28 protein-coding genes, 1 riboswitch and 1 other annotated feature are annotated in these 26,011 nt (G+C 48.3%); of the genes, 3 read left to right on the top strand and 25 right to left on the bottom strand.

Annotated features, from left to right (window positions below; translation table 11 throughout):
• Positions 1-10 precede the first annotated feature (10 nt).
• Positions 11-463, top strand: a complete 453-nt coding sequence (locus MKY62_RS07125; RefSeq protein ID WP_003180993.1) for a MarR family transcriptional regulator — start codon at positions 11-13, stop codon at positions 461-463.
• 41 nt (positions 464-504) lie between these two features.
• On the opposite strand, the gene MKY62_RS07120 is transcribed toward MKY62_RS07125, so the two are convergent.
• The 13 genes from MKY62_RS07120 to MKY62_RS07060 form a co-directional block, all read right to left on the bottom strand.
• Positions 505-930, bottom strand: coding sequence for an organic hydroperoxide resistance protein (locus MKY62_RS07120; RefSeq protein ID WP_025805700.1), 426 nt, complete (start codon positions 928-930; stop codon positions 505-507).
• A gap of 107 nt (positions 931-1,037) precedes the next feature.
• On the bottom strand, positions 1,038-2,285 hold the full coding sequence (locus MKY62_RS07115) for a glutamate-5-semialdehyde dehydrogenase (protein WP_003180990.1): 1,248 nt from the start codon (positions 2,283-2,285) through the stop codon (positions 1,038-1,040).
• A gap of 12 nt (positions 2,286-2,297) precedes the next feature.
• Positions 2,298-3,395: a glutamate 5-kinase gene (proB, locus tag MKY62_RS07110; RefSeq protein WP_003180987.1), complete on the bottom strand. Its 1,098-nt coding sequence runs from the start codon at positions 3,393-3,395 to the stop codon at positions 2,298-2,300.
• A gap of 62 nt (positions 3,396-3,457) precedes the next feature.
• Positions 3,458-3,678 (bottom strand) — a binding site (T-box leader).
• 55 nt (positions 3,679-3,733) lie between these two features.
• A complete protein-coding gene (gene purU / locus MKY62_RS07105; protein WP_003180984.1) occupies positions 3,734-4,636 on the bottom strand; it encodes a formyltetrahydrofolate deformylase in 903 nt (300 codons plus the stop codon).
• A 104-nt stretch (positions 4,637-4,740) separates the two neighbouring features.
• On the bottom strand, positions 4,741-5,055 hold the full coding sequence (locus MKY62_RS07100) for a multidrug efflux SMR transporter (protein WP_003180981.1): 315 nt from the start codon (positions 5,053-5,055) through the stop codon (positions 4,741-4,743).
• Positions 5,055-5,384: a multidrug efflux SMR transporter gene (locus MKY62_RS07095; protein ID WP_003180979.1), complete on the bottom strand. Its 330-nt coding sequence runs from the start codon at positions 5,382-5,384 to the stop codon at positions 5,055-5,057. Before MKY62_RS07095 ends, MKY62_RS07100 begins: the two co-directional genes overlap by 1 nt.
• A 60-nt stretch (positions 5,385-5,444) precedes the next feature.
• Positions 5,445-5,547, bottom strand: a riboswitch (guanidine-I (ykkC/yxkD leader).
• A gap of 46 nt (positions 5,548-5,593) precedes the next feature.
• A complete protein-coding gene (locus tag MKY62_RS07090; protein ID WP_003180977.1) occupies positions 5,594-6,115 on the bottom strand; it encodes a DinB family protein in 522 nt (173 codons plus the stop codon).
• A 4-nt stretch (positions 6,116-6,119) separates the two neighbouring features.
• On the bottom strand, positions 6,120-6,620 hold the full coding sequence (locus tag MKY62_RS07085; RefSeq protein ID WP_009328688.1) for a small multi-drug export protein: 501 nt from the start codon (positions 6,618-6,620) through the stop codon (positions 6,120-6,122).
• A 92-nt stretch (positions 6,621-6,712) separates the two neighbouring features.
• Positions 6,713-7,462 carry a DUF1129 domain-containing protein gene (locus MKY62_RS07080; RefSeq protein WP_009328689.1) on the bottom strand — a complete coding sequence of 250 codons (750 nt, stop codon included), beginning with the start codon at positions 7,460-7,462 and terminating at the stop codon, positions 6,713-6,715.
• Positions 7,463-7,466: 4 nt separating this feature from the next.
• Positions 7,467-7,799 (bottom strand): PadR family transcriptional regulator, encoded by a 333-nt coding sequence (locus MKY62_RS07075; RefSeq protein WP_003180971.1) that lies wholly within the window; start codon positions 7,797-7,799, stop codon positions 7,467-7,469.
• 119 nt (positions 7,800-7,918) lie between these two features.
• Complete coding sequence (locus MKY62_RS07070; protein ID WP_016886666.1) at positions 7,919-9,226, bottom strand: pectate lyase; 1,308 nt, start codon at positions 9,224-9,226, stop codon at positions 7,919-7,921.
• A gap of 209 nt (positions 9,227-9,435) precedes the next feature.
• Positions 9,436-10,176, bottom strand: coding sequence for a DUF421 domain-containing protein (locus tag MKY62_RS07065; RefSeq protein WP_029326542.1), 741 nt, complete (start codon positions 10,174-10,176; stop codon positions 9,436-9,438).
• 119 nt (positions 10,177-10,295) lie between these two features.
• The gene (locus MKY62_RS07060; RefSeq protein ID WP_011197830.1) at positions 10,296-10,814 is read right to left on the bottom strand and encodes an acyl-CoA thioesterase; all 519 of its coding nucleotides are present in this window, start codon (positions 10,812-10,814) and stop codon (positions 10,296-10,298) included.
• 190 nt (positions 10,815-11,004) lie between these two features.
• Between MKY62_RS07060 and MKY62_RS07055 the strand changes: the two genes are divergently transcribed.
• Positions 11,005-11,892, top strand: coding sequence for a dimethylarginine dimethylaminohydrolase family protein (locus tag MKY62_RS07055; protein ID WP_009328693.1), 888 nt, complete (start codon positions 11,005-11,007; stop codon positions 11,890-11,892).
• Positions 11,893-11,985: 93 nt separating this feature from the next.
• Here MKY62_RS07055 and MKY62_RS07050 read toward each other — a convergent pair whose 3' ends face one another.
• From MKY62_RS07050 to proG, 10 genes are all read right to left on the bottom strand, one after another.
• Positions 11,986-12,999 (bottom strand): oligopeptide/dipeptide ABC transporter ATP-binding protein, encoded by a 1,014-nt coding sequence (locus MKY62_RS07050; RefSeq protein WP_009328694.1) that lies wholly within the window; start codon positions 12,997-12,999, stop codon positions 11,986-11,988.
• Positions 13,000-13,018: 19 nt separating this feature from the next.
• Positions 13,019-13,906 (bottom strand): C40 family peptidase, encoded by an 888-nt coding sequence (locus tag MKY62_RS07045; protein WP_009328695.1) that lies wholly within the window; start codon positions 13,904-13,906, stop codon positions 13,019-13,021.
• Positions 13,903-15,000, bottom strand: a complete 1,098-nt coding sequence (locus tag MKY62_RS07040; protein WP_009328696.1) for a dipeptide epimerase — start codon at positions 14,998-15,000, stop codon at positions 13,903-13,905. The genes MKY62_RS07045 and MKY62_RS07040 overlap by 4 nt, the downstream gene beginning before the upstream one ends.
• Before the next feature lie 17 nt (positions 15,001-15,017).
• Positions 15,018-15,950: an LD-carboxypeptidase gene (locus MKY62_RS07035; RefSeq protein WP_009328697.1), complete on the bottom strand. Its 933-nt coding sequence runs from the start codon at positions 15,948-15,950 to the stop codon at positions 15,018-15,020.
• A 73-nt stretch (positions 15,951-16,023) separates the two neighbouring features.
• Complete coding sequence (locus MKY62_RS07030; RefSeq protein ID WP_009328698.1) at positions 16,024-17,649, bottom strand: peptide ABC transporter substrate-binding protein; 1,626 nt, start codon at positions 17,647-17,649, stop codon at positions 16,024-16,026.
• Between the two features lie 33 nt (positions 17,650-17,682).
• Positions 17,683-18,681 carry an ABC transporter ATP-binding protein gene (locus MKY62_RS07025; RefSeq protein ID WP_009328699.1) on the bottom strand — a complete coding sequence of 333 codons (999 nt, stop codon included), beginning with the start codon at positions 18,679-18,681 and terminating at the stop codon, positions 17,683-17,685.
• Positions 18,682-18,688: 7 nt separating this feature from the next.
• Entirely contained in the window at positions 18,689-19,648 is a 960-nt protein-coding gene (locus MKY62_RS07020; RefSeq protein WP_009328700.1) for an ABC transporter permease, read from the bottom strand.
• Between the two features lie 4 nt (positions 19,649-19,652).
• Positions 19,653-20,579: an ABC transporter permease gene (locus MKY62_RS07015; protein WP_009328701.1), complete on the bottom strand. Its 927-nt coding sequence runs from the start codon at positions 20,577-20,579 to the stop codon at positions 19,653-19,655.
• A 15-nt stretch (positions 20,580-20,594) separates the two neighbouring features.
• On the bottom strand, positions 20,595-21,419 hold the full coding sequence (locus MKY62_RS07010; protein WP_009328702.1) for a M55 family metallopeptidase: 825 nt from the start codon (positions 21,417-21,419) through the stop codon (positions 20,595-20,597).
• Positions 21,420-21,634: 215 nt separating this feature from the next.
• On the bottom strand, positions 21,635-22,447 hold the full coding sequence (proG, locus tag MKY62_RS07005; RefSeq protein WP_009328703.1) for a pyrroline-5-carboxylate reductase ProG: 813 nt from the start codon (positions 22,445-22,447) through the stop codon (positions 21,635-21,637).
• 155 nt (positions 22,448-22,602) lie between these two features.
• Here proG and MKY62_RS07000 point away from each other — a divergent pair, with 155 nt between their 5' ends.
• A complete protein-coding gene (locus MKY62_RS07000) occupies positions 22,603-23,904 on the top strand; it encodes a trypsin-like peptidase domain-containing protein (RefSeq protein WP_011201620.1) in 1,302 nt (433 codons plus the stop codon).
• A 173-nt stretch (positions 23,905-24,077) separates the two neighbouring features.
• On the opposite strand, the gene MKY62_RS06995 is transcribed toward MKY62_RS07000, so the two are convergent.
• Together MKY62_RS06995 and MKY62_RS06990 are read right to left on the bottom strand one after the other, a co-directional pair.
• Positions 24,078-24,440, bottom strand: a complete 363-nt coding sequence (locus MKY62_RS06995) for a hypothetical protein (protein WP_003180937.1) — start codon at positions 24,438-24,440, stop codon at positions 24,078-24,080.
• Between the two features lie 392 nt (positions 24,441-24,832).
• Positions 24,833-25,786 carry a ring-cleaving dioxygenase gene (locus MKY62_RS06990; protein ID WP_009328705.1) on the bottom strand — a complete coding sequence of 318 codons (954 nt, stop codon included), beginning with the start codon at positions 25,784-25,786 and terminating at the stop codon, positions 24,833-24,835.
• Between the last annotated feature and the right edge of the window lie 225 nt (positions 25,787-26,011).

The following is a 26,011-nucleotide window of genomic DNA, read 5'->3' as shown; positions in this document are numbered from 1 at the left end:
TGGTGAAACGATGGCAAACGAATTTGAACATATGAGGCTTGACAGACAGCTTTGCTTTCTCCTTTATGCAAGCTCGCGTGAAATGACGAAGCTTTACAAGCCTCTGCTTGATGAACTCAATATTACGTATCCGCAGTACCTCGCGCTCCTTTTATTATGGGAACACGGGGAATTAAGCGTCAAAACAATGGGCAAGCTCCTTTATCTCGATTCCGGCACACTGACGCCGATGCTGAAGAGAATGGAGCAGCACGGGCTTTTAACAAGAGAGCGGTCACCTGAAGATGAACGGTCTGTAATTGTCAGACTGACAGCAGGCGGCCAGGCACTCCAAGAAAAAGCAAGCAGCATTCCGCAGCACATGATCGCCCAGACCGATCTGTCGGCTGGCGAACTGAAAAACTTGAAGCAAACGCTTGAATCCCTTCTTGCTTCATTGACGAAAAAAACAGATGTGCTGTAAAGACAGCAAAAAGGCGCCTTCATATCGAAGGCGCCTCTTTTTTAAGAAATCACTTCAAGGTTGACATCAACATTTCCGGAAATTGCTTTTGAATACGGGCAAACGGTATGAGCTTGATGGACGAGTTTTTCGAGCTCCCTCTGTTCAACGCCGGTTCCTTTTACTTGCAGTGTGACACTGAGCTTATAGCCTCCATCTGCTTCATCTTTCAGAAGGCTGACGTTCGCCGTCACCTCTGTCTCCATTCGAAGACGCGCCTTTTGGGCGGTCAATTGCAATGCGCTGTCAAAGCATGCCGCGTATCCGGCGGCAAACAGCTGCTCCGGGTTGGTGGCATTTTCGTTTTCCTTGGCTTTTGGCGTTCCCGGCATGGCCAGCTCCAGCTCAAGGACGCGGTCAGATGAGGTGACTTGTCCGTCTCTGCCACCATTGGCAGTGGCTTGCGAGGTAAATAGCGGTTTCATGATTTATCGTCTCCTTTAATTTATATTGTGAACAATTTAATTTTATAAAATTAAAAGTGATAACACAACAAAAAACATCCTGTCTTCATTCGAGACAGGATGCCACACTTTCATATCCGGATTTGTCCGTTTCCTTTAATGATATATTTAGAAGAAGTCAGCGCTTTAAGGCCCATCGGCCCCCGTGCGTGAAGCTTTTGCGTGCTGATGCCGATTTCGGCGCCGTAGCCGAATTCAAAGCCGTCTGTAAAACGTGTTGAAGCATTGTGGTAAACAGCTGCAGCGTCAACAGACGTTAAGAAATACCGGGCGTTTTCCTGATTTTCAGTCAGAATCGCTTCCGAATGACGTGTGCCGTACTGTCTGATGTGCCGGATGGCTTCATCGATTCCGGCAACGGTTTTGATGCTGACAACCGGCGCAAGAAACTCGGTTCCCCAGTCGGTCTCGCGAGCTGGAACCGCAGAAGGCAGCATCGTGCATACGGCTTCGTCTCCCCTGATTTCAACGCCCGCTTCTTCAAGCTTTTGAAGAAGCGCTTTCGTATGCTCTTCCGCCCAGCCTTTATGGATGAGCACCGTTTCAATCGCATTGCAGACAGAAGGGCGCTGCGTTTTGGCATTGATTACAACCTGCTCAGCCATGTCTGGCTGAGCCGATTCATCAATGAATATGTGGCAGTTCCCCGCGCCTGTTTCAAGCACAGGCACTGTGGATTCCCGCACCACCATATCGATGAGGTTTTTCCCTCCTCTCGGGATGAGCACATCCAAGCCGTCGTTTAAAGTGAACAGCTGTTTTGCCGTTTCTTTGCTTGTATCTTCAATGAGCTGAACGGCATCCTCTGGAAGCGCCGAGCGTTCGAGCGCTTCCCTGATCACGCGGACGAGCGCTTTATTGCTGTTGATGGCTGACGAACTGCCCCGCAGGATGACGGCATTTCCCGTTTTCAAACAAAGGGTTGCGGCGTCGACCGTTACATTCGGACGAGCCTCATAGATCATTCCGACGACTCCGAGCGGGACCCTGACATTTTCAATGAAAAGCCCGTTGTCTTTGCGGATCGTTTCAAGCGTTTCCCCCACAGGGTCTTCAAGCTTTGTGAGCAGCATGACGGCGTCTGCTATATCATTCAGCCTCTCCGGCGTTAAGGCAAGGCGGTCAAGCAGCGCAGGCGAAAAGCCTTTTTCTTTGCCGCGGACGATATCTTTCTCGTTTTCTGCCAATATCTCATCCTGCTTAAAGCGGATGGCCTCGGCGATAAAGGAAAGCGCCTCATTTTTCCTTTCAGTCGGCTGATGAACCAGTTCTTCCTTTGCGACTTTGGCCTTTTTTGCTTTTTCAATCACTTCGCTCATTCTTTCATCCCCTTATTCTTTAATGCTTACCCAATCATTTCGATGGATGACTTCTATCCCTTCTTCATGATGGAACTCATCGCTTCGCTTCCCTTTTACCTCTTCAAGCTCTGCGGCGGAGTACAGCGTTTGGCCTTTCCCGGCCAAGCCGTTCGGTCCGTAAACTTCGACAACCGCCCCTTTCGGAAAATCTCCGGATATCGCTGTTACGCCGGCCGGCAGCAGGCTCCCGCCGTTTTCGGTAATCGCCAGCTCAGCCCCTTCATCAACGGTAATCTTCCCTGAAACAGGTGAATGAAAGGCGATCCACTGCCTATGATTGTTGACGGAAGACAGGTCGGATTGGCCGATATAGGTGCCGTCCCCGTTTCCTTTTAAAATCTGGATCAGCTTATCATCTCCCTCTCCGGCGCCTATGAAAACATTGACGCCGAGTGAAAGAGCGGTTTTTGCCGCCAAAAGCTTCGACTTCATCCCGCCCGTCCCGACTTTTGATCCGGCGGAAGCGGCGCAGCCCAAAAGTTCGTCCGTAATTTCGGGAATGTAATCAAAACGGCGGGCATCGGGATGTTCAGCCGGATTCGAGTCATAGAGGCCGTTAATATCCGTTAAAATGATGAGTTTGTCGGCATGAATCAGTCCGCTTACAAGGGCGGAAAGCATGTCGTTGTCCCCAAACGTCAATTCTTCAACAGATACCGAATCATTTTCATTAATAATCGGGACAAGCCCCCGTTCAATCAGTTCCATAACGGTCGCATATGCATTTCGATAGCGCTCCCGTTTGGCAAAATCGTTTCTCGTCAATAAGATCTGCGCAGGCTTGATATCGTGGTCTGCAAAATGCTCGATGTATGTTTGCATTAACAAGCTCTGGCCGACGGCCGCTGCAGCCTGTTTTCCCTTTAGCGTCACAGGCCTTGCGGGATAGCCGAGCTGTAAAAATCCCGCAGCGACAGCCCCCGACGAAATGAAGATGACTTCATGGCCTTCTTTTTTCAGAGCAGCTATCGCCCGAACATGGTCATTGATCTTCTCCTCATCGATGCTGCCCTTCGAGTTGGTTAATGAACTGCTTCCGATTTTAATGACAATCCGTTGTTTTTTCACGTTTTTTCCCTCCGAGATGATCTGGCAGAAGGCCAATAAAAAAAGCCCTTTTCGTCCAAGTAAAAAAGGACGAAAAGAGCTTTCCGCGGTACCACCTTCATTGAATGCGCGAGAAAATAAAGCGCACTCCTCTTTCCCCTTTAACGCCAGGGTATGCGCCCAGGTTTTCCCCCTGGGACTCCGAGGCAGGTTCGGCAGGTTTCATGTGGTGAAATGTTTCAGCATGCCATTTCACTCTCTTTCACAGAAAGAACTGCTTACTGGCCCTCTTCAACGCTCGTGATTTTTTATTATTATGCCTAGGAAAAACGCCTCTGTCAAGAGGCAGATCAAACAATTTAATTAAAGACGATCGTCTTGTTTCCATGCACGATAATCCGGTCTTCCAAGTGCCATTTGACCGCTCTTGCCAAAACGCTTCTCTCAATCGTTCGGCCGATGTTTTTCAATGCTTCCACATTGTCTCTGTGGTCGACCCGTTCGATATCCTGTTCGATGATCGGCCCTTCATCCAATTCGTTTGTCACATAATGCGATGTTGCTCCGATCAGTTTAACGCCTCTTTCATATGCCCGTTTATACGGATTCGCCCCGATAAAAGCCGGCAGGAAGGAGTGGTGAATATTTATGATTTTGTTCGGATGAGCCGAGACAAAATCAGGCGTTAAAATCTGCATATATCGGGCGAGAACGATGACATCCGCACGATACTCTTCAAGCCATTTCAGCTGCTGTTTTTCCACTTCCTGACGAATGTCTTTGTTCGCTTTCATGTAAAGGAACGGAATATTCAGGGATTCAACAGTTTCTCTTGCATCTTCATGATTGCTGATAACCGCTGCAATCTCCGCCATCAAATTGCCGCTCTGCCATTCCCATAGCAGTTCATGCAGGCAGTGAAGCTCTTTTGAAACGAAGATAGCGACGCGTTTCAGTTCGCTCGCCAAATTCATGCTCCACGTCATTTGGAAGGACTCCGCCACAGAGGCGAATGCCGCTTTCATCTGTTCGATCTTTTCGCGGATGCCTTGAACTTCAAACTCAATCCGCAGAAAGAACCGGCCTCCTTCAGGGTCTGTCGTATACTGGTTCGATTCAATAATATTCGCACCGTTCTCAAATAAAAATGAAGAAACGGCGGCGACGATTCCAGGCTGATCCGGACAGCTGACCAGAAGGCGGGCCTTATCGTTATTGATTTCCTGATATTGCGATAACTGCTGTTTCATATATGCGTTCATTTTCGTAAAAACCCTCTTTGCTTGTAATTCGTAAACTATCTTTTCATTATACTGGAGTTTATTGAAAAATCAATTTACGAACGCCTATTTGCATCAACCCGACTCTAGCTAATAAGTTTCAGCCCGACGGCAGATCCCAAAATGAGCGCGATGAAAAAGATGCGTTTTCCGTCTTTCGGCTCTCCGTAAAACAGGATGCCGACAAGCGCACCTCCGACCGTGCCGATCCCTGTCCACACTGCGTACGCGGTTCCCATCGGCAGCGTCTCCATCGCAAGGGAAAGCAAGAAAAAAGAAGCGGCAAACCCGATGATCAACAAAAAGATCCATCTCACCCGCTTGTCTTTATGAAACTGGTTCATCATCGTCACGCCAAGCATTTCCAGTATACCGGCGGCGATGAGGCAGATCCATTCCATTATGACGCCTCCCCTTTCTCTTCATTTGTTACAAGCTTCAAACCGATCACGCCGCATAGCAAAACACCGATCAGAGCAAGCTTGGCGATATTTGCCGGCTCATTGAACAAGGCGATTTCGCAGACGACCGTTCCCGCCGTCCCGAGACCGGTAAATACGGCATACACGGTTCCGACCGGCAGCTTCTCCCCCGCTTTCACCAGTATATAGAAGCTCATCACGACGGCGGCCGCCGTGCAGATCCATTCAAGTGCCGAATCGGCGTGTTTCAGCCCCATGACCCAGCCAATTTCAAACAAGGCTGCAAGTATGACACTGCCCCATCTCATCACAATCCCTCCAATTTCATTTTCAGCAAAAGAAAAAACCCGGGCTATCGATGGAAACGATACTCCCGGGCTTTTATCCCTCCGTGTGCATATGAACAAATCATATGTGTTTTCTCTCGGACCAGGCCACATACGAATGTGCGGAACCCTAGAAAACTTTAACGTTATGAAGTTTGCTAATTAGCATCATACCAAATCATACGAAAAAATCAACTGTTTTGCATGCGGAACTCTTTTAAGCAAGCCTGAATATGCGCCTGGTGATAGCGGTTATGATCAGACATATGCCAGATCCCCCAGCGGATCGTCGAAAACCCTCCCTCATACGGAACCTTCTTCAGCAAGTCTTTTTCCGAAAAGCCTTTAGCGGTGTGTTTCAACATCTCCAGCACCTCTTCATGCCACTCGATTAACACGGTCAAAGGGACGCCTGTCACCTCCGGCAAACGTCCGTTTTCATCCGTCATCGGTCCGTATTTCTCTTCCAGCTCTCTTGGAATTTCGCTTTCCTTCAGCCTGTAAACCCAGCGGACATCGACATTGATTAAATGATAGATCAGCTGGGCGATGCTGTTTTTGTCGCCATGCTCACCCTTATATTCCAGCTCTTCCCGGCTGATGCCGGAGACGATTGATTTCAGCCGTTCGATGTTTTCATTGACCGCCGAAAAAAGCAGCCCGACTGTCGGCGCCATCTCTTCATCTGGAGATAAATCTTTCAAAAACGGCATATCTTCACTCCTCCTGTTTAAAGATATTTTTCAGCAGCCCTTCATTTTCAGGAGCGAGGAAACTGAAACCATAGTAGGCAGCGACAGCCGACGCCGTTGTCCATACTGCGAGACTCCCCGTCATCCACAGCGCCGTTTGTCTGCGCTTGGCCCCAAAGCCCATGCACATAAACGCGGTTAAGTGGGAGCCGATAAAGAAAGGCCCGACGAAAGAAAGGCCCGGAATGCCGTAGGTCAGCCATATTTTTTTCGCCCTGCTTTTCCTTTTTGAGAACTTATCCGTCTCCGCTCTCCGCTCCCCGCGTCTTCTTTCTAGCCATACCTTCACTTTGTCAATTAAAAAAATAAGCAGCAGTACGGTTAATAGATTTCCGAATAGCGCGATAATAGCGGACGGAACAGGTTTAAGCCCGGCAATGATCGCTAGCGGCACGACACCGATCACTTCAAACCACGGAATCGCAGCCAAAATAAAGACGAGTACATAGCCCCACATCATATCCATATATCGGCCACCTTTCATGCTCTGATCATAAACGTTGTGATCGCCAAAAGGCAAGAGTCTTCACCTTAAAAAATATAATGCTCTTCTGTATTTCATTCATATTGAGCCGTATTTCTGGCACGCTTTGTTTCAATAAACATGACGAGAAGCAGCCCGATATAGGGAATATAAGTTTCTGCCATCATGGCTCCTGCTGAATCCCAGTTCATATACTGAAACAAAAAATGCGTTCCGGCTAAAAGCAGCGGCAATATGGACAAGGCTCCGGCTTTCAACCTGAAAGACAAACATACGATCACAAGAAACGACAGGGCCATAATCAGCCAGCGGCTTCCCCCATCAAACGAAAAAACCGGTGTCCCGAATTGCCGGTCAATAAAAATAATGGCCAAAATCGGAAAAAACGTCAAAGCGGCGTACACCATCGTATACATGAAGGCCGTATTCTTCCCTTTAAATGCTGTAATCCGGCCCAAAAGCGGCAACATAGCCGCTGCCAGCAAAATATAAAGCGGATAGCCTGCCAGCGTATAGACAGAATAATCGAGGCTGTCGTTCACGGCATCGCTGAATATAAAATAGGATATTGCGCCGATTAAAATGGCAAAGAACAACTTGGCGATCTCCCCTGGCCTTGATGAAAGCTCTTTTGACAGCGCTTGAACATATGACTTGGGAGAATCCCCAAAAATTTGCCGGACGGTTTTTCCGTCCTTTTCTCCTTCCCAGGCATGAACGGTTAGCTCATTCATGATTCCTTCGATTTCTTTGTCGCTTTTTCCTGAAGACATTAAGTAGATTCTCATCTCGTCCAATACGTTTTGCATGTCCTTTGATAGCACAGTTTCACTTCTCCTTCAGTTTTTTTTCGAGCAGTGCATTGACGTTCCCGGATAATGCTTTCCAACGGTCGATGAACGATTGAAGCTCCGCTTCTCCAAGGGGTGTAAGTCTGTAATATTTTCTCTTCGGGCCGCTCGCCGACCGTTTTAGTTCGGTCTCCACCCATTTTTCCTTTTGCATGCGGAGGAGAATCGGATAGATGCTTCCTTCGCTGATATCCGAAAAACCGTATCCCGCAAGCACCTTTGTCATTTCATAGCCGTATATCTCCCCTTCTGATATAACGGCAAGCAGACATCCTTCTAAAATCCCTTTCAGCATTTGCGTTGAACTCATAAGCCACCTCTTTTATGTATCTTGCAATACAAGATACACGAATGATAACATACACTATTTTGCATTGCAAGATACCTGAACAAAAAAGCGGACATCATCTGCATGTCCGCTTTGCTTGATTACTCCAGTTTTCCTGCGCCTGCGTGCGCTTCAACGATTGCCGGCACATCTTCTGCGTCGTCGATTTTTTCAAACAGCGTCGGCTTCCAGCCGGCCGATTTTTTAATAGACGCATTGTTTGCTTTGTTGTATGTGCTGACAACATCAATTTTTGCGACGCTTTTTTGGTTGTTTACGATCGTATCTTTTTCATATAAAGCGTCACCTTTAAAGACCTTCATCAGTTTTTGAGGCTTCGTTCCTTCCGGCAGGTCAAAGTAGTTGTCCTCAGCATAAATTTTTGAAGAATAGCCTACGCCCCATGAATAATTGTAGCTGTCTTTCGTGCTTTTAAAATAGTTGTTGTAAATGTGCACTTTTCCGTAGCGGACGCGCGGTGCCCGCTCTTTTATATTTTCGTAGAGATTGTGGTGGAATGTCACCCTTAAATGCCCGTTGTCTGCTTTGTAGCTGTCGCTTGATCCGATAATCGTGTTTTTAGAATGTCCTGAAAATATGCTGTATGACACCGTAATGAAATCCGACTGCTTTTTGATATCAAGCAGTCCGTCGTGATGCTGGAATTCGCGCCCGAAATGCGTTTCAGTCAGCTCATCAGGCTGATCTCCGTCATTGAATGAGCAGTGGTCGATCCAAATATTTTTGGACATTTCGATCAGCAGGTTGTCATATTCTGAATTCCAGTTACCGCTGCTCCCATCCGTCGGATCCCAGCCAGGGAAGAAATCGTACGCGTTTTCGAATTCGATATTGCGGATAATGACGTTTTCCGCGTTTTTGACATAAAGGCCTCCGCCGACGATTTTCGCATCATCTCCGAGCCCGATAATCGTTGTGTTCGAACCGACTCTGATCAAGACCCGTTCCTTTTGATTATCTTTCGAGCGGAGCCTTGCCTCTTCAAGCTTTCCTGTCGGCTCCTTTTTCCCCCATTTCTTCGGATCATAAGCTTTGAGATACGCTTCGATCGAATATTCGGGGTCTTTATAATCTTCATAGCCTAAAGGATTGTTGTCATCATCAACACTAAGATTGATTGTTCCCTTCACATAGATGATCTTCGGCGTATCATTTTCGCTGTTCTTTTTATTGTCTCCCCCTAATGCCTCAACAAGCTGCTTGCGGTTTTTGACCGTATATACCTGATCAGAAGAAGCGTCAGCGCCTCCGGTCGTTCCTTTTCCATAAGCGCCCCAGCCGTCTTTTGAGCCGAGGACGTCGCGTCCGTAGTCTGCCGCTTCGATTGGCGCAGATGTCCCGAGCAGCAGCAGGGCGCCCAAAATTATTACACTAAAAAACCTTTTCATCAATTGCACCTACCATCAAAATTTTTTCACAAAAACTAATATATGCTATAAAAATACAGAAAACAACATATTTTCCTCCTGTTTTTTGTGACACCATTTTCAAATTTTATGACAAATGCCCTGTTCATTTTTATCAACGAATAAAAAAACAGACTCTTAATATTTTTCTGAAATAGCAGGAAATAAAAAAATCGCCTATTCGGCGAAAATTAATGGTCTTGCCCCGGTTTATAGAGATACGGGTCATGGGTTAACGGGCTGCCGGGATCTTCCGTATCAATTATAATTTCATTTTTTTCGTTCAAGGTGCCGAGCGTAATGGTTGGCAGCATCGCTTGCTCAATCCCTTTATCCTCTAATTTTTGAAACAGCCATTCTTTCGTTTTTTTCAAGTATTTTAAATTGTGTTCGATAATTTCGCCGTCTAAAATGAGCGGAATCGGCACGAAATTCCGCTTCGTCTCCAAGTTGAGGTCCCGCGGCTGTACAGGCCTTGCTTCCGATTTGGGAATCACGCTGATCTGGCCCGATTCTTCAATCAGGGCGAGGTCGATATCTTTTGGGTCGGCATAGCCTTTTTCGCGCAATTTGCCGAGCAGTTCATTGACAGTCAGCCGCTCTCTTTTTAATCCTCCTTTATCAATATTGCCATTGCCGTTTCGGATCAGCACGGTCGGACTGACGACAAGAAACCATCGCCATTTATTGTGTAATGACAGCTTTTCAATCAACAAATAGAAGATCAGAAAGGTAAGCGCGTAATAAATGGACATTGAAATTTTAGAAGTAAGAATCGGTTCGCTGATGATCGTTCCAATCGCAAATGTCAGCAAAAGGTCGAAGTTCGTCATTTGCGAAACGGCTTTCTTCCCTGCGATTCGGAAAAGAATATAAGCTATAGAGAACACTAAAGCTGGCTTGGCTAAAAAAGTCCATACAAATTCAAGCATTTCACCCAAAACTTCTTTCCGTTTTTTGTAATTTATTTTGAACAAATATTGGGTAGTGTATTCATTGCACAGCAAAACCCCGGCAAACTGATGCTTGAGCCGGGGTTTTGTTCGTATGTTTACCAAGGTTTGTCAACAGCCAGCGCCTGGGCCAGCGCTTTGCTGTGTTTGCGATGGTTTTTCCGTTCTTCGGCGCGCTGCCGGGCGGTCTCGTGCAGCATGATTTCTTCTTCAGACTGCGGTACAACTTGGGGAACGGCCTGAGGATTGCCGTCCTGATCAAGCGCCACAAAGGTTAAAAAGGATGTCGCCGCAAGCTTTCGTTCGCCTGTCAGCAAATGCTCTTTAATGACTTTGACGAATACCTCCATTGACGTTCTGCCGACCCATGTCACATAAGATTCAAGGCAGACTGAATCCTCCTGGCGGATCGGTTCGAGAAAATCGACGGAATCCATTGAAGCTGTCACGGTTTCACACCTCGAGTGTCTCGCTGCCGAAATCGAAGCGATATCGTCGATATAGCTCATCAGCTTGCCACCGAACAAGGTGTTGTGATTGTTCGTATCAAGCGGAAATACCCTGCTTGTTTTGACAACTTTTGATTCTTTGCAGTATCTCTTTTCAGGTCCATTCATCATCCATTACTCCTTTGATGTCTACTAAGATGCGTTTGTAAAGTGGATTTTTTCTATATTAAACACTATTAGAATTCATTTGTCTAAACTTTTTTATCCGGCTGACTGTCAGATTTTCTGGCTAAAAGGTTTATTTCCCGCTGCGGGTAGGGAATAATGAAATGACTAAAGAGAGGACGGGGGAATCAAAATGGACTCAGCATTATCGAAAAAAAACCGCGGGGCGGGCTGTACAAGCGAATACGACGTCTTAAAAAAAGTGGTGTTATGCAGACCGGAGTATATGGAGATTGCAGAAGTGATCAATGAAACACAGAAGTATTTTCAAAAGGATAATATCGATAAAACGCTGGCCGTCCGCCAGCATAATACATTGATAAAAGAATTGGAGAGCCGGGGTATTGAAGTCGTGATTCTGCCTGCTTTAAGCCAATTTCCGGAACAGGTTTTCACGCGCGATATCGGGTTTACGATCGGAGGCACTGTGTTTTCCGCGCAGCTTTCAGCCGACATCCGCCAGGGCGAAGAAAATGTCCTGCAGGAATGGCTGGCAAAAGAACAAATCTCCTGGACCGCATTTAATGAAGGCTATCAAATCGAAGGCGGCGACATCCTCGTCGACCAAAATACCATATATGCCGGCATCAGCCACAGAACGACGTTCTCGGCCGTCCAAGAGCTGAAGCGCAGGCTTCCCTCTTATGAAGTCATACCGGTTCCGTTTGAAGAAACGTTCCTTCATCTGGATTGCGTCTTCAACATTCTTTCGCCGACAGAAGCGCTTGTCTATCCAAAAGCCTTAGGAGAAAGAGAATACGACGTCTTGAAAAAGCGCTATGAGATGATCGAAATTACGGATGATGAACAGTTCCAACTCGGTACAAACGTTCTGTCCATCGGCAATAAAACCGTGATCAGCCTGCCTGTTAACCGCCACGTGAATCAGGAGCTCAGAAAAAGGGGCTATACGGTCATCGAAATCGACTTATCCGAGATCATAAAATCAGGCGGATCATTCAGATGCTGTACTCTGCCGATTGAGCGTACTTCCACTGAATGTTACAAAGGCGGCGCCTGATCCTTATTCCATTTCGAATCGGCGACTTAACAAATGTGGAAAAGCTGCCGGCACGCTGAGGAGCCCTGTAAATAGGGCTCCTTTTTTCTATAATCACCTCGCCTGCAGCGTCACCTTCAAGCCGGCCTCCTCTTTCCTTGCGTCTCCGTCATACAGATGGCAGGCGACAAAATGACCGTCGTCGGCTTCTTTTAACATCGGCTTTTTGGCGGCGCAAATGTCCATCGCGGCAGGACACCTCGTTCTGAAAACGCAGCCGCTCGGCGGATCGATCGGACTTGGCAGCTCGCCTTTCAGTATGATTCGTCTCCGCTTGTCTTCCACATCCGGATCGGGAATCGGGATAGCTGATAAAAGCGCCTGGGTGTAAGGATGCAGAGGTTCTTGATAAAGCCGGCCGCTGTCGGTGATCTCGACCATGTGCCCGAGATACATGACGCCGATCCGGTCGCTGATGTGCTTCACCATGGAAAGATCGTGGGCGATAAATAAAAACGTGAGCCCTTTTTCCTTTTGCAGCTTTTTTAAAAGGTTGACGACCTGCGCTTGCACGGAGACGTCAAGTGCCGATATCGGCTCATCGGCGACGATGAATTCAGGTTCAAGCGCAAGCGCTCTGGCGATGCCGATTCTTTGCCTCTGTCCGCCGCTGAATTCATGAGGATAGCGATTGGCAAAGCTTTTGTGCAGACCGACTGCTTCCAGAAGCTCGTCCGCCTTTTCAAGACGCGCCTTTTTCCCTCCGTAGAGGCCGTGGATTTCCATAGGTTCTGTCATAATCTCCCTGACGGTTAACCTCGGATTTAATGAAGCATACGGGTCTTGAAAAATCATTTGAATTTTGCGGTTGTACTGGAATGATTCATCATCGCTCAAATGGTGGATGTTTTTCCCCCGATATGTAACCTCGCCTTCTGTCGGCTGATAAAGACGCATCAGCACTCTTCCGGATGTCGACTTGCCGCAGCCCGATTCTCCGACGAGCCCGAACGTCTCTCCTTCTTTAATATCAAATGAAATGCCGTCGACCGCTTTGACCGTTTTGCCCCTTCCGGCGTCAAAGTGCATTTTCAGACGGCTGACTTTCAATAAAGCGCCGGTTTGCATGCCAATCCCCCCGTTTTATTTAAAAATAGCGCCTGATGGCACACAGCTCTTTTTCATAAATTGTACCTTTAAGAGATATGACCTCGATCGATTTGCCCGTTTTTGGAGAGTGAAGCATCTCTCCGTTTCCGCAGTAAATGCCGACGTGGTGAACCCGTCCTCTGCCTTCTTCATATGCGAAAAACAGTAAATCGCCCCGCTTCGGGCTGCTGAAGGATACCTCTTTTCCGCCTTTCGCCTGGTCGCCGGCATCGCGCGGCGCGGAGCGGCCGTTCGCCTTCAGCATATTGAAGACAAATCCTGAGCAGTCGTAGCCAAACCCGCTCATCCCTCCCCAAAGATAGGGCAGGTTCAAAAACGCCTGACCGGTTTGAACGATATCGTCTCCGCTGCCTTTTACAGGTGTTTCGAGATCCGCATCTTCTTTTTTCAGCCATTTGCGGCCAAGCGGTGTATCGACCTCAAACCAGACGCCGCCGGAAGACAAGACGGGCAGCTTGGTGAGAAAGCTCAGCTCAATAACTTTCGTTTTCTTGTCATCATATAAGAAAGCCGTCGGTTTTTGAATAACGGCGCTTGTCTCAGACTTCGCCGGGCTTTTTTCGACCAGGCAGTCCTTTGGAATCCAGCCCGGGTAGCCGCGTTTGTCTTTTGCAGACGGCTGTCCCGGAATGATGACGAACGCCCAGTCTCCCCGCTCCTTTATAAGTTGGACATCTTCGCCGAAAAGCACTTGCGTTTGAACAAGGTTTGCCGTACATAGCTCAAGGCGCTCCTCGTAGGACAATTCGTCAAGCCAGCTTCTCACATGTACAGGGTTTGACAGCATCATCCGGTCAATTGTGCGCGGCGCTTCCGGACTGGTCCAGACATTGGCGACTGAGACGGCTGTCGTATAAAGGCTCATTTGTCCTCTCCCCCCTCATGGCAGACTTTCGTGATTCCGAGTCCGGGAGCATCCGGTATCGTGATCGTTCCTGCATGATAGCGGATGCCGCCTTCAACGATATCCTCCTTCAGCATGAGCGGCGCATCAAAATCGAATTTTGTCACATTTTTCTGGCTTGCTGCGAAGTGGACGGCCGCTGTGATGCCGAGCCTTGTCTCGATCATGCTTCCGGCCATGCATTCCACTCCGCACGCTTCTGCCATGGCGTTGATTTTCAGCGCCTGGCGGATGCCGCCTGCCTTCATCAGTTTAATATTGATGAGATCGGCGCTTCTCGTTTTCAGCACGTGAAAAGCATCCCTTGGGGTAAACACGCTTTCGTCCGCCATAATCGGCGTATCGACGGCATCTGTCACCTGTTTCAAGCCTTCGAGATCGAGCCGGTGGACCGGCTGTTCGACAAGCTCGATCGAAAGCCCCTCATCCTCCATTTTCCGAATGGCTTTGACCGCCTGTTTCGCCGTCCAGCCTTGATTGGCGTCCACGCGGATTCGGACAGCGGGACCCGCTTGTTTGCGGATTTCCCTGATCCGTTCGAGGTCTGTTGCCATGTCGTTTTTTCCAACCTTAATTTTGAGCGTGCGAAACCCTTCCTGTACATAGCGGGCCGCGTCTTTCCCCATTTCTTCCGGGTCATTGACGCTGACGGTAAAATCCGTCTCGATCTCCCGTCTGTATCCGCCCAGCAATTGATACAGGGGAAGACCGCAAAGCTGCGCCAAGCAATCGTAGACGGCTGTTTCTACAGCGGCCTTTGCGCTTGTATTTCCAACAATCAGCTTGTCGATATCATGAAATATCGCCTCAGCCATTCGCAAGTTGCACCCGGTGAGGGCGGGTGCGAGAATCGTGTTGACTGCCCCCTCAATACTGTCAAGCGTCTCACCGGTAATAACAGCAGTCGGAGGCGCTTCTCCCCAGCCTGTCATCCCGTTTTCAGCCGTTACTTTGACAATGACGGCTTCTGCGGTGCGGACGGTTCGAAGCGCTGTTTTAAAAGGTTTTTTCAGCGGAACGGCGATGCGGTTTGTCGTAATCTCGGCAATCTTCATGGCGGCCTCCTTTCCCATTAAGAAATTCCCGGTTCGATGGTGAGCCGTTTTTTGCCGGCGTCAAGGACGGCTTTCACCCCTACCGGTACGGCGATATTCGGTGAACAATGGCCGATTTTAAAGCCGGACAGCGCCGGTTTTCCTTCAGAGGCGATATAATCTTGGAAAACCTCTTTTAATGTGAGCGACTTATCGCGTTTTTTCGGGATGCAGTTATGAAAATCGCACAGCAGGATGCCGGCGGCGTCCGATAATTTCCCGGCCATTTTTAATTGATTCAGCATCCGGTCGATTCGATAAGGCTCTTCATCGACATCCTCGATAAACAAAAGCTTTCCTTTCGTATCAATTTCATAAGGCGTACCGAGCGTCGTCACCAGAAGAGCGAGGTTTCCGCCGACGAGCTCCCCTTCCGCCGCGCCGTGTACGAGCGTTTCCAAAGGCGACAGTTCCTCTGTATAAGAGAGCGTCATTTTTTGAAACAGCTGCTGAAAGGAGCGGCGGGTAAGCGGATGCACGTCATCTTTGCCGATGTCAGAACTGAGCATCGGTCCGTGAAATGTAATAAGTCCGGTATTTTGCCTGATCGCTGTATGTAAAAAAGTGATATCTGAATAGCCCCAAAAAATTTTCGGGCGGCTTTTGATGAGCCGGTAGTCAATTTTCCCGGCAATCCGTGCCGTTCCGTAACCTCCGCAGGCACAGATGACAGCCTTAACCGAACGGTCTTCAAACATGTCGTGCAGATCCCCCAGACGCTCTTCATCGCTCCCCGCCAAATAGCCGTGTCTTTCGGCGGCTGAGCGTCCCACTTTGACTTCAAGTCCAAGCTCTTTTAAAAACCGGACGGCCCGGTCAAGCTTTTCAGGAACGGGCGGACTGGCCGGCGCAATCACACCAACCGTATCTCCCTTCATTAATCTTTGAGGCGCAATATTCAACAGAGACATCCCCCTTTATGAAAAGTCCGTCCGCTCCTGTGCGGCAGTATGCACAAAGAAAATAGCAGACGGACAATTTTGGTCATGACGTTTTTTCGGCCCATTTCAGTTCAATGTAGCCGACAGGATGACGGACGATGCCTTTCACATTCTCCTTTTCCAAATGGACTTGATTATAGAAGTGGATCGGTATGATCGGCATCCCTTCAAACAGCAGTTCTTCAGCCTGATGCAGCAGCTCAGTGCGCTTTTCTTCATCAGCTTCATTTTTCGCCGCCTTGATCAGCTCGTCATACTCTGAATTGCCCCAGCCGGTTCTGTTCATTGCGTTACCCGTTTGAAAGCTTTCCAGGAAGTTGATAGGATCCGCATAATCAGCCAGAAAAGAGCTTTGGGAAAACTGGAACTTGAGCGCCTTCTGTTCTTCAAGGAATGTGTTCCATTCCATATTGGCGAGCTTCACATCGACGCCGAGCGTACTTTTCAGTTTTTGCTGAACCGCTTCCGCCATTTTTTTATGCTCCGGTTTTGTGCTGTATGTCAAGGTAACGGCGGGCAGCTTTTCGTAGTTTTCCTCCTTCATGCCTTTTTCGAGCAGCTGTTTCGCTTCATCGGCGTTATATTTGAGCAAATCGCCGCCTTCCTCGCGAAAATCCTTGCCGTTCGGCCCTTTGATTCCCGGAGACACAAATCCGCGTGCCGGTTTTTCACCGTTTTTCGTGACGTAATCGACGATTTCCTGCTGATCGACGGCCATCGCAAACGCTTTTCTGATTTTTTCATTCTGGAACGGCTCTTTATTGACATTGAACCTGTAAAAATAAAGACCCGCCTGATCAAACACCTTCACCTCATCAGAGCCCATCAGCTTCTCGCTCATTTCAGCCGGGACATAAGCCGTATCAAGTTCATTCGACTCGAACATTTGGTAGTCGGTATTTCGGTCATCGACCATCGCCCATGTCACTTTATCAAGCTTCACAGTATCCCGGTCCCAATACGTATCGCTCTTTACCATCGTAAAGCTTTCATCGTGCTTCCATTCTGCCAGCTTAAACGGACCGTTGCCGACGAATGTGGCTGCTTCTTCATGCCATTTCGGATTGTCTTCGGCGATTTTCTGAGGAACCGGGAAAAAGGCCGGATTGGCTACAATGCTTAAAAACGACTGCTGCGGACTTTCAAGCGTCACCTTAAGCGTCTTTTCATCCACCGCTTTGACTTTGACATCATCTTTTGAACCTTTTCCGCTGTTAAAGGCCTCACCGCCTTCGATAAAGTAGCCTAAAAACGCGGCAGAGGAGCCCGTTTTCGGATCGAGCAGACGCTTCCACGCATATTCAAAATCCCCGGCGGTTAAAGGGTCTCCGTTTGACCATTTGGCATCATCACGGATTGTAAAAGTATATGTCTTCCCGTCGTCGGAAATGTTCCACTTTTCGGCGGACGCCGCTTCGGGCTCATGGTCTGCGCCAAGTCTTGTCAAACCTTCCATCAGATTGTTCAGCGCCTGCCATGAGACATTATTAAAGCCGATCGGCGGATCAAAAGATGTCGGTTCATTTTCGTTGTTCAGCCTCAGAACCTGTTCTCCAGCCGTTTCTTTCGCTTTCTTCTTCGTTTCCTGCCCCGCCTGTTCATTTGCCGTACATCCGAACAGCAGGATGACCGCAAATGCGGAAGCCAACACGCTCGTCAGCCTTTTCATCAAATCCCCCCATTTGAAAAATCGATTTTATGATTATGTTGTCAGCAGAGCCCTTTTTGCCCTTTCATCCTGAAGCCAGCAGCACACTCGATGACCCGCCGAGACTTCTGTAACGGCAGGATGGATTTTGCCGCACACTTCCATTGCGCGGGAACAGCGCGCCGTAAACGGACATCCTTCAGGCGGAGAAAACAAATCCGGCGGTGTTCCGTCAATCGGAACGAGGTCTGCATCTTCAAGGTCAAGCCTCGGAACGGAGTGCAGCAAGCCTTTTGTATACGGGTGCTGCGGACGGTAAAAAATATCCCTCCTCGCTCCCGTTTCAGCTATTTTCCCTGCGTACATCACGGCGATTCTGTCTGCCGTCTGTGCGACTACGCCCAAATCATGGGTGATTAAAATGATGGATACCCCGGTTTTCCGCTGAATGTCTTTAAAAAGCTCAAGAATTTGCGCCTGAATGGTGACATCAAGCGCGGTCGTCGGTTCATCCGCAATCAAAATCTCCGGTTCGCAGATGAGCGCCATGGCGATTACGATCCGCTGCCTCATCCCTCCGCTGAATTGGTGCGGATACTGCCTCAAACGCTCTTTCGGATTCGGGATCCCGACGAGCTCAAGCATCGAAATGACTGCTTTTCGAGCGTCTGTTTTAGACACGGGCCGATGTTCCAACAGCGCTTCTGCCAGCTGGTCTCCGACGGTCAAGGTCGGATTCAGGGCCGTCATCGGATCCTGGAAGATCATTGAGATTTCGGCTCCTCTGATCTTTCTCATCTCTTTTTCGGACAGGTGGCGCAAGTCTTTTCCCTTAAAGCGGATCGCACCGTCTGTGACCGTTGCCGAAAACTTCGGCAAAAGCCGCATGATGCTTTGCGATGTCACGCTTTTTCCGCATCCCGACTCGCCGACAATCGCAAACGTCTCCCCCTCATATAACTCAAAGCTCACGCCGCGGACGGCTTTGACCGTTCCGCCGTATGTCGTAAATGAAACATGCAAATTCTCGACTTCCAATACTTTTTTCCGCAAAAATACATTACCTCCTCAGCTTCGGATCTAACGCATCCTGCAGTCCGTCTCCAACAACATTAAAGGCGAACATAGTTAATGAAATAAAGAAAGCGGGAAAAAACAGCCGCCACCAGTGTCCCGACAAGATCACCGGAAGGCCGTCGTTCGCCATGACACCCCAGCTCGCAAACGGGGCTTGAATGCCCAAACCGAGGAAACTGAGAAATGCCTCGGCAAAAATGGCCGACGGCACCGTCAAGGTCATCTGGACGATGATCGCTCCCATCATGTTAGGAAGCAGATTCCGCCTGATGATCCTTACCGTTTTCGCTCCGAAGGTTTTGGATGCGAGAACATGCTCATCATGCTTCACCTTCAAAACCTGCCCCCTGACGATCCGCGCCATGCCGACCCAGCCGGTGACAGTCAGCGCGACGAGGATCGTCCCGAGTCCAGGCCCCATCATGACCATGAGAAGAATGACGACCAATAAATAAGGCAGTCCGTGCAGCACTTCGATGACCCGCATCATGGCGTGGTCTGTTTTGCCGCCTTTATAGCCGGCGATGCCGCCGTAGATGACGCCGATTGCAAAATCGATCAAAGCCGCCATAACACCGACAAACAGAGAAATCCTCGCTCCGTACCACGTTCTTGTAAACACATCGCGTCCGAGCTCATCAGTTCCGAACCAATGCTCCGTCGACGGAGGCAGGTTTTGCTCGGATAGCGTCTGCTGGGTGACGCTGTGCGGAGAAAGAACCGGTCCGAGAGCAGCCATGAAGAACAGGAAGATTAACACGCCCAATCCCGCCATCGCCAGCTTGTTTTTCCTTAAAATCCGCCAGGCGTTCTGCCAATATGACAGACTCGGCCTTGCGACGGATTCACGCTCATCCTGCTTCTGTTTCAGCGGGGCAAACCATTCAACAGGGATATCACTGCCTGAAGACGCTTCTTTTTCTGTGCGGACTGGAAGGCTCATAAGCTCACCCTTTCTTATGCAGTTTAATACGCGGATCCAGTATTCCGTAGGCCATGTCAACGAGAAACAACATGATGATGAGGATGATGCTGTAAAAAACGGTGGTGCCCATAATCACGGGGTAATCGCGGGAGTTGATGCTTTCAACAAAATATTTTCCCATGCCCGGAATCGCAAAGATTTTTTCGATGACGAAGCTCCCCGTTAAAATCGCAGCGGTAAGCGTCCCGAGAATCGTTACAACAGGCATAAGGGCGTTTTTCAGGGCGTGCTTCATGACAATTTTAAAAGGGGAAAGCCCTTTAGCCCGGGCTGTTCGGATATAATCCTGCGTCAGCACTTCGATCATGCTGGATCGGGTCAGCCTTGCGATAATCGCCAGCGGCCCCATCGCCAAAGCCGCAGTCGGAAGCACCATATGAAGCGGGCTCGTCCATGTCGACGGAGGGAATATGTTCCAATTAACGGCAAATTGCTGTATCAGCAAGGTTGCCATAATAAAGTTGGGAACCGAAATGCCGAGTACGGCAATGGTCATCGCTATATAGTCGATGATGCCGTTTTGCCGCAGCGCAGCAAAGATTCCGAGTGCGATTCCGGAAATGACCGCCACAATAAGCGCCGTCATCCCCAGCTCAAACGAAACGGGAAATCCTCTTGACAGCAAGTCGTTCACGCTTTGCGAAGGCTGCTTGATCGACGGCCCGAAATCAAAGGTAACGATCGACTTTACATAGTACAAATATTGAACAAAGAGAGGCTCATCCAGCTGATAGTAAGCCTCAAGGTTGCGCTGAACCGCTTCGTTCGTATTTCTTTCTTCATTGAAGGGAGAGCCCGGAATCACTTTCATCATCACAAAGGTCAATGTCGTGATCACCAAAATGGTTGCCAGCATCCACAGCAGCCGCTTCATGATGTAACCCGCCATTTTCATCCCACCTTCCTAGGAGAATGTCGTTCTCATCGCAAGCTCGGTCATGACAAGCATCGCTTGATAGGCTTCAAGAATGTCTTTCGCTTGATAGCGGACAGTCGTCGTTTGCGGTTCGATTTCAGCACCCGGCATCAGACTGGCCCACTCGGCTTGGCCGTAATTGGCAAATTCTATCCGCAGCACCGGCCTGTCCGGAGGTGTGAGCGGCTTGACTTGACCGCGGTTTTGAATCGCATATGCCATCCGTTCTCTTAATAGCCGCCCCGCTTTCTCCGGCGTCAGACATTTGACCGCCGAACGGGAGACCGTTTCTTTGACGGCTGCTGTCGTTACGTTCGGAATCAGCTCCTCCGCCTCAGCTGCCGCCTCGCTGTCACCGGCAGCCATGATGACCGGGACGCCGTAATAACCGGCAACATAGGCGTTGAACCCCAGCTCGCCGACCGCCTGATCGTTGATGTAAAAATGTCTGACGCCGAAAATCATGCTGTGCGACATCACGCCTCTCATCGACGCTCTCGCATGGTAGCCGACGAACACGGCTCCGTCGTATGTATCATCAAGCCCCTGAACCATCGAAAACGGCTTGACATCTCCCGAAATAAGCCGCGCTTCAGGATGGAGCCTCTCAATTAACAGGTTGTTCATTTTAGAGTGGCTGTCATTAACAATCACCTCTCTGCATCCATTTTTGAACGCTTCGTCAATCACATGATTGGCCTCGTCCGTCATGATCTTCCGGCCTCTCTCATAGTTCGGCTTGCTTGAATCGACGAACGTATCATCCGGAAGCCCGGAAATCCCCTCCATATCAACAGACATATACAGCTTCACAAAAAACCACCCCTTAAAAACGTCTCAAATTTTTTATTATTTTGGGAATATTCTAACAAATTATATTAGAATTTTAATAGAAATGCAATAACAATTGGTAATTTTAGAAATTTAATATAAAATTGGAATTTTGATGAATGTTGTCGAATGCAAATAAAAAAGCTGCCTGGTCAGGCAGCTTGCGGATATCCGGATATGTCGATGAATGCCGCGGTTCACTGCCGGCGGACAGCGTCTTTGATGACTTCATATTTCTTCATCGTTCTGGCAAACAGCTCGTCAAAGACTTCCGGCATGGCATCTTGAATGACTTCCGCACCTTCTGCGGTTATGCCGCCTTTTGTCGCCACCCGATCAAGCGTTTGAGCAAACGTCATGTCTTTTTCCATTAACAGCTTGCCTGTTCCCAGCAATGAATGAATCAGAAATTGAAACGCTTCTTCTTTCGTGAGGCTGCTGTTTCTGACGGCGGCTTGAGCAAATTCTTCAAAAATCGAAGCGATGAACCCCGGTGAAGAGCTTGTTAAATTGCTCGCAGCGTCAATATCTCTCTCATTGATCTGTTTGACTGTGCTGAAGGCGGAAAGATATTCTTCCAGCCGGCTTTTGTCCGCCTCAGCGACCCGCTCGCCGTGGACAACAAGCGAAACGCCGATCCCGGCTTCAGATGTGAGTGTCGGAATGTATCTCGTCACCTGTCCGCTTGTCCAGTCGTGAAGCCGGTCAAGCTCGACCCCCGCGGCAATCGAAACGATGTGGACATCCTCCTGAAGAAACGGCTGTATTTTTTCAAGCGTTTCTTTTACCGCCATCGGCGGTACACAGATGAAGATCAGGCCGCACTGTTTGGCGAGCTCATCAGCTGATTGACAGGCGACATTCGGATAAAGCTTTTTCAGCTCCTCTGTTTTCCCGTCATTCCTTGAGCTGACGACCACCATGTCATCCCTGATTTTCCCCTGATCTAGCAGTTTCACCGCAATCATCCGGGCCATGCTTCCGTATCCGATAAATCCAATCTTGTTCAACGTTTAGAACACCTCTGACATGTCATATTATAAATAGCACCCTATATATTCTATCCTTTTTCTTTGACAATTTCCCACAATGTTTTCATGTTTATCCCACAGTCTTTGTTTATGATTAAGGCATCAAAGGATATGATAGCAATAGGAGCGTGAAAATGATGGAATATAATAGAGAAGATCAGCTTGAAACAAAAAACGAACTCATCGTCTCCGATCAAAAGCCCGACCAGGCGATAAAAAAAGCAGAACAGCAAAAGCGGAGACTCTCGTGGATGACGCCGATTCTCAGCGGCATCATCGGAGGAAGCCTCGTTCTCGGCGTCACGACATACCAGCATAGCAAAGACGAAACGGCCAATACATCCGTCCAGACGCAAACAAACGAGACGTCGAACTCATCGGCTTCTTCCACTAAAGCGAATACCGAAAAATTGTCCAGCACCAATTCGTCCGACATTTCTACAATGGTTGAAAATGTATCTCCCGCCATCGTCGGTATTTCAAACTATCAAAAACAAACAGAGAGCGGTATGTTCGGTTTTGAAAGCAACAGCAGCAGCTCAAGCGAACAAGAAACAGGCACAGGCTCAGGTGTCATCTATAAAAAAGCAAACGGCAAAGCATACATTATTACAAATAACCACGTTGTCGAAGGCGCGTCTAAACTGACGGTTTCCCTGTCCAACGGCAAAGAAGTGGAAGGTAAATTGCTGGGCAGCGATTCGTTGACAGACCTTGCCGTTGTTGAAATTTCCGCTGATCACGTGGAAAAAGTCGCCTCTTTCGGCGATTCGTCAAGCTTGAAAGCAGGCGAATCGGTGATCGCTATTGGAAACCCGCTCGGCAAAGATCTGTCCCGCACGGTGACACAAGGCATCATCAGCGGTGTTGATCGGACCGTTTCCGTAGATACATCCGCAGGCCAAACCGAGATGAACGTCATTCAAACCGACGCGGCCATCAACCCCGGCAACAGCGGAGGCGCCCTTTTGAATACAAAGGGTGAAGTGATCGGCATCAACAGCATGAAAATCAGTGAAAGCGGAGTAGAAGGCATCGGATTTGCGATTCCAAGCAATGATGTCAAACCGATTGCAGAAGAGCTGATGTCTAAAGGAAAAATTGAGCGCCCGTTCATCGGAATCGGCATGATGGATCTTGAGCAGGTGCCGGAAAACTATCAAACAGGCACCCTCGGATTAAGCGGCAGCCAGTTAAACAAAGGCGTCTACATCCGCCAGGTCGCTTCAGGCTCCCCAGCTGAAAAAGCGGGCCTTAAAGAGAACGATGTCATCGTCAGCTTTAACGGAAAAGAAACCGATACAGGAAGCGCGCTGCGCAACCTTCTTTACAACGATGCAAAAATCGGGGATACGGTAAAGGTTACCCTCATTCGAAACGGCAAAACCATGACAAAACAAATCACCCTTGACCAGAAAGAATCCGCATCATCTTAACAGCATGCCCCCCTTTACGGGGCCGCCGGCTGTGCCGGATGCCTTTTATATAAAGACTCTGTTAGATTTGGATGTTGTTAAATACGCAAAAATAAAGGGAAGCCGTAGTAAAAACGGTTTCCTTCAATCTTGTTATGTAACTCACACGATTCTGAAACAATTTAAGAACCGTCTTATATAAGACGGTTCTCCAAAGATTCGATTGCCAGTTTTAGTGCAGTCAGGCGACGCTCATTTAATGTTTTTTGAGGACTGCCTTCTTTTGCTTTTGCTATTTGTTTTTCAATAGATGGAATGATACCTTTTAAAACTTTTTTAGTAGTCAATATGATTTCTTCGTTATAGCCGAAATCTTCTCCATACCAAGTACCTTTTAGGCTTTCTAAACCAATTTTCACTGCGTTTAGTCTCTTTTTGACAAGAGTTGTGTTTGAACCTTTTTCTGTCGTGCTTTTATAAGCATTTGTTAGTTTATTAAAAGTTGATTCCAAAGATTTAATGGACAAATCTTGGATTTCTTGGCTGACAGTATTCATATACAAACCTCACTTTTCATTTTTAATAACCCAACATTTTATAAATTTCTATTCAGCGCTTTCTAACAATCCTACTGAATGGTTGAATTAGGACTGCACATTCATTTTTGCGAGTCGCAAACTGTCATATGTCTCTGTTATAATCGAACACCAACAATGGAAGAAGGTTCAGCATAGCGTTTAACCCATTGGTACACTTGTTCTTTTTCAGCTCGTGGTAATTTGCCGATATACTTTAACAAGTTGCAAACGCTTCGCTCACCTTGATAGCCTCTCATCGAATGTTTGTTCTCATCTGATTATACCAATATTATGGAAAGTTATCAAATATCAACATTTACGTTTAACAGAGCCTATATAAAAAACGAGGTCCTTTTCGGGACCTCGTTTTTTTATCGGATCGGTTTCAGCCGCGCTTCAATCTCTTTCCGCCGATGCTCGAGATACGGCGGAAGGGCAAGGCTTTGGCCGAGCTCATCAATTGATTCATCAACGGCAAAGCCAGGACCGTCAGTCGACAGTTCAAAAAGTATGCCGTTCGGTTCTCTGAAATACAGCGCCTTAAAATAATAGCGTTCCACAATCCCTGAATTCGAAAAGCCGTTCTCACTGATTATCTCATGCCACTGCTTAAGTTCTTCTTCATCTTTGACGCGGAAAGCGACATGATGGACGCTTCCTCTTCCGGGACGCTCTCTTCTGCCGTCATCTGACTGTTGCACATGCACCTCCGTGCCTGCTCCTCCTTCACCCGATTCAAATATGTGAAGCGTTTGGCCGGATTCGTCAGCCTGTTCCTCACCGATTTTATGAAAGCCGAGAATATCGGTCAGCACCGCCGCCGTCGGACCGGCGTCCCTGACAGTCAGTTCGACCGGGCCGAGCCCCCTGATTGCAGCATCCTCAGGAATGACGCCGTTTTTCACAGGCACTCCATGGTCTTTTCCCTTTTCATCAGCTACAAACATCATGTTCTGTCCTTCATGATCTAAAAAGCGGAGAATGCTCCGCCCCGCACGCGTCTCGATGCCGCAAATCTCTGTGCCGAGCTCATGAAGCCGCTTCTCCCAAAATTCGAGTGCTTGTTCACCGGGAACCCGAAGTGATACGGCCGAAATACAGTTCGTCCCTTCCCGTCTCCGGGCAAGCATCGGAATCTCGAAAAATGTCAAATCCGAACCCGGAGACGCGACTTCATCCCCGTAAAACAAGTGGTACATGGTCGGATCGTCCTGATTGACCGATTTCTTTATCAGTTTCATGCCAAGCCCTTTGACATAGAAATCCAGGTTATGCTGGGCGTTTGCTGTTAAAGCAGATACGTGGTGAATGCCATTTACGTTCATTCTATCATCTCCCAATTAAATATCTCGAATTCGAGATTTCTTCTTTCTTCAAAATAGGCGATTTGATTTGAAAAGTCAACCAAACCGTCTTCCCGGTCGGGCCTCCCTCCCTCTCCTATAAAAACTAACAATATATCAAAAATCATATATTAAAGTTCGGTTATTGATGGTTATCCCGGGGTTTACGACCTTGAAATGTTTAACATATACAAGAAATACGAAAAT

Origin of the sequence: Bacillus sp. FSL R7-0646 (assembly GCF_037969865.1) — a bacterium.
In the GTDB taxonomy this organism is placed as follows: domain Bacteria; phylum Bacillota; class Bacilli; order Bacillales; family Bacillaceae; genus Bacillus; species Bacillus licheniformis.
The sequence above is the reverse complement of the archived record's forward strand: the minus strand, read 5'-3'. Positions and strand labels throughout refer to the sequence as shown.

What these genes read in the sequence shown, in the direction of transcription:
- MKY62_RS07030 (WP_009328698.1), bottom strand. Translation starts at nt 17,649, where the DNA reads ATGAAAAGGCTGACGAGCGTGTTGGCTTCCGCATTTGCGGTCATCCTG.
- MKY62_RS07020 (WP_009328700.1), bottom strand. Translation starts at nt 19,648, where the DNA reads ATGAGCCTTCCAGTCCGCACAGAAAAAGAAGCGTCTTCAGGCAGTGAT.
- MKY62_RS07055 (WP_009328693.1), top strand. Translation starts at nt 11,005, where the DNA reads ATGGACTCAGCATTATCGAAAAAAAACCGCGGGGCGGGCTGTACAAGC.
- MKY62_RS07000 (WP_011201620.1), top strand. Translation starts at nt 22,603, where the DNA reads ATGATGGAATATAATAGAGAAGATCAGCTTGAAACAAAAAACGAACTC.
- MKY62_RS07065 (WP_029326542.1), bottom strand. Translation starts at nt 10,176, where the DNA reads ATGCTTGAATTTGTATGGACTTTTTTAGCCAAGCCAGCTTTAGTGTTC.
- MKY62_RS07125 (WP_003180993.1), top strand. Translation starts at nt 11, where the DNA reads ATGGCAAACGAATTTGAACATATGAGGCTTGACAGACAGCTTTGCTTT.
- MKY62_RS07100 (WP_003180981.1), bottom strand. Translation starts at nt 5,055, where the DNA reads ATGGAATGGATCTGCCTCATCGCCGCCGGTATACTGGAAATGCTTGGC.
- MKY62_RS07085 (WP_009328688.1), bottom strand. Translation starts at nt 6,620, where the DNA reads ATGGATATGATGTGGGGCTATGTACTCGTCTTTATTTTGGCTGCGATT.
- MKY62_RS06995 (WP_003180937.1), bottom strand. Translation starts at nt 24,440, where the DNA reads ATGAATACTGTCAGCCAAGAAATCCAAGATTTGTCCATTAAATCTTTG.
- MKY62_RS07095 (WP_003180979.1), bottom strand. Translation starts at nt 5,384, where the DNA reads ATGAGATGGGGCAGTGTCATACTTGCAGCCTTGTTTGAAATTGGCTGG.
- MKY62_RS06990 (WP_009328705.1), bottom strand. Translation starts at nt 25,786, where the DNA reads ATGAACGTAAATGGCATTCACCACGTATCTGCTTTAACAGCAAACGCC.
- MKY62_RS07075 (WP_003180971.1), bottom strand. Translation starts at nt 7,799, where the DNA reads ATGAGTTCAACGCAAATGCTGAAAGGGATTTTAGAAGGATGTCTGCTT.
- MKY62_RS07050 (WP_009328694.1), bottom strand. Translation starts at nt 12,999, where the DNA reads ATGCAAACCGGCGCTTTATTGAAAGTCAGCCGTCTGAAAATGCACTTT.
- MKY62_RS07060 (WP_011197830.1), bottom strand. Translation starts at nt 10,814, where the DNA reads ATGAATGGACCTGAAAAGAGATACTGCAAAGAATCAAAAGTTGTCAAA.
- MKY62_RS07115 (WP_003180990.1), bottom strand. Translation starts at nt 2,285, where the DNA reads ATGAGCGAAGTGATTGAAAAAGCAAAAAAGGCCAAAGTCGCAAAGGAA.
- MKY62_RS07015 (WP_009328701.1), bottom strand. Translation starts at nt 20,579, where the DNA reads ATGGCGGGTTACATCATGAAGCGGCTGCTGTGGATGCTGGCAACCATT.
- MKY62_RS07070 (WP_016886666.1), bottom strand. Translation starts at nt 9,226, where the DNA reads ATGAAAAGGTTTTTTAGTGTAATAATTTTGGGCGCCCTGCTGCTGCTC.
- MKY62_RS07045 (WP_009328695.1), bottom strand. Translation starts at nt 13,906, where the DNA reads ATGAGCCTTTATACGACAGCCGTCTCAGTCGCCAATGTCTGGACCAGT.
- MKY62_RS07035 (WP_009328697.1), bottom strand. Translation starts at nt 15,950, where the DNA reads ATGTCTCTGTTGAATATTGCGCCTCAAAGATTAATGAAGGGAGATACG.
- MKY62_RS07090 (WP_003180977.1), bottom strand. Translation starts at nt 6,115, where the DNA reads ATGCCGTTTTTGAAAGATTTATCTCCAGATGAAGAGATGGCGCCGACA.
- MKY62_RS07040 (WP_009328696.1), bottom strand. Translation starts at nt 15,000, where the DNA reads ATGAAGATTGCCGAGATTACGACAAACCGCATCGCCGTTCCGCTGAAA.
- purU (WP_003180984.1), bottom strand. Translation starts at nt 4,636, where the DNA reads ATGAACGCATATATGAAACAGCAGTTATCGCAATATCAGGAAATCAAT.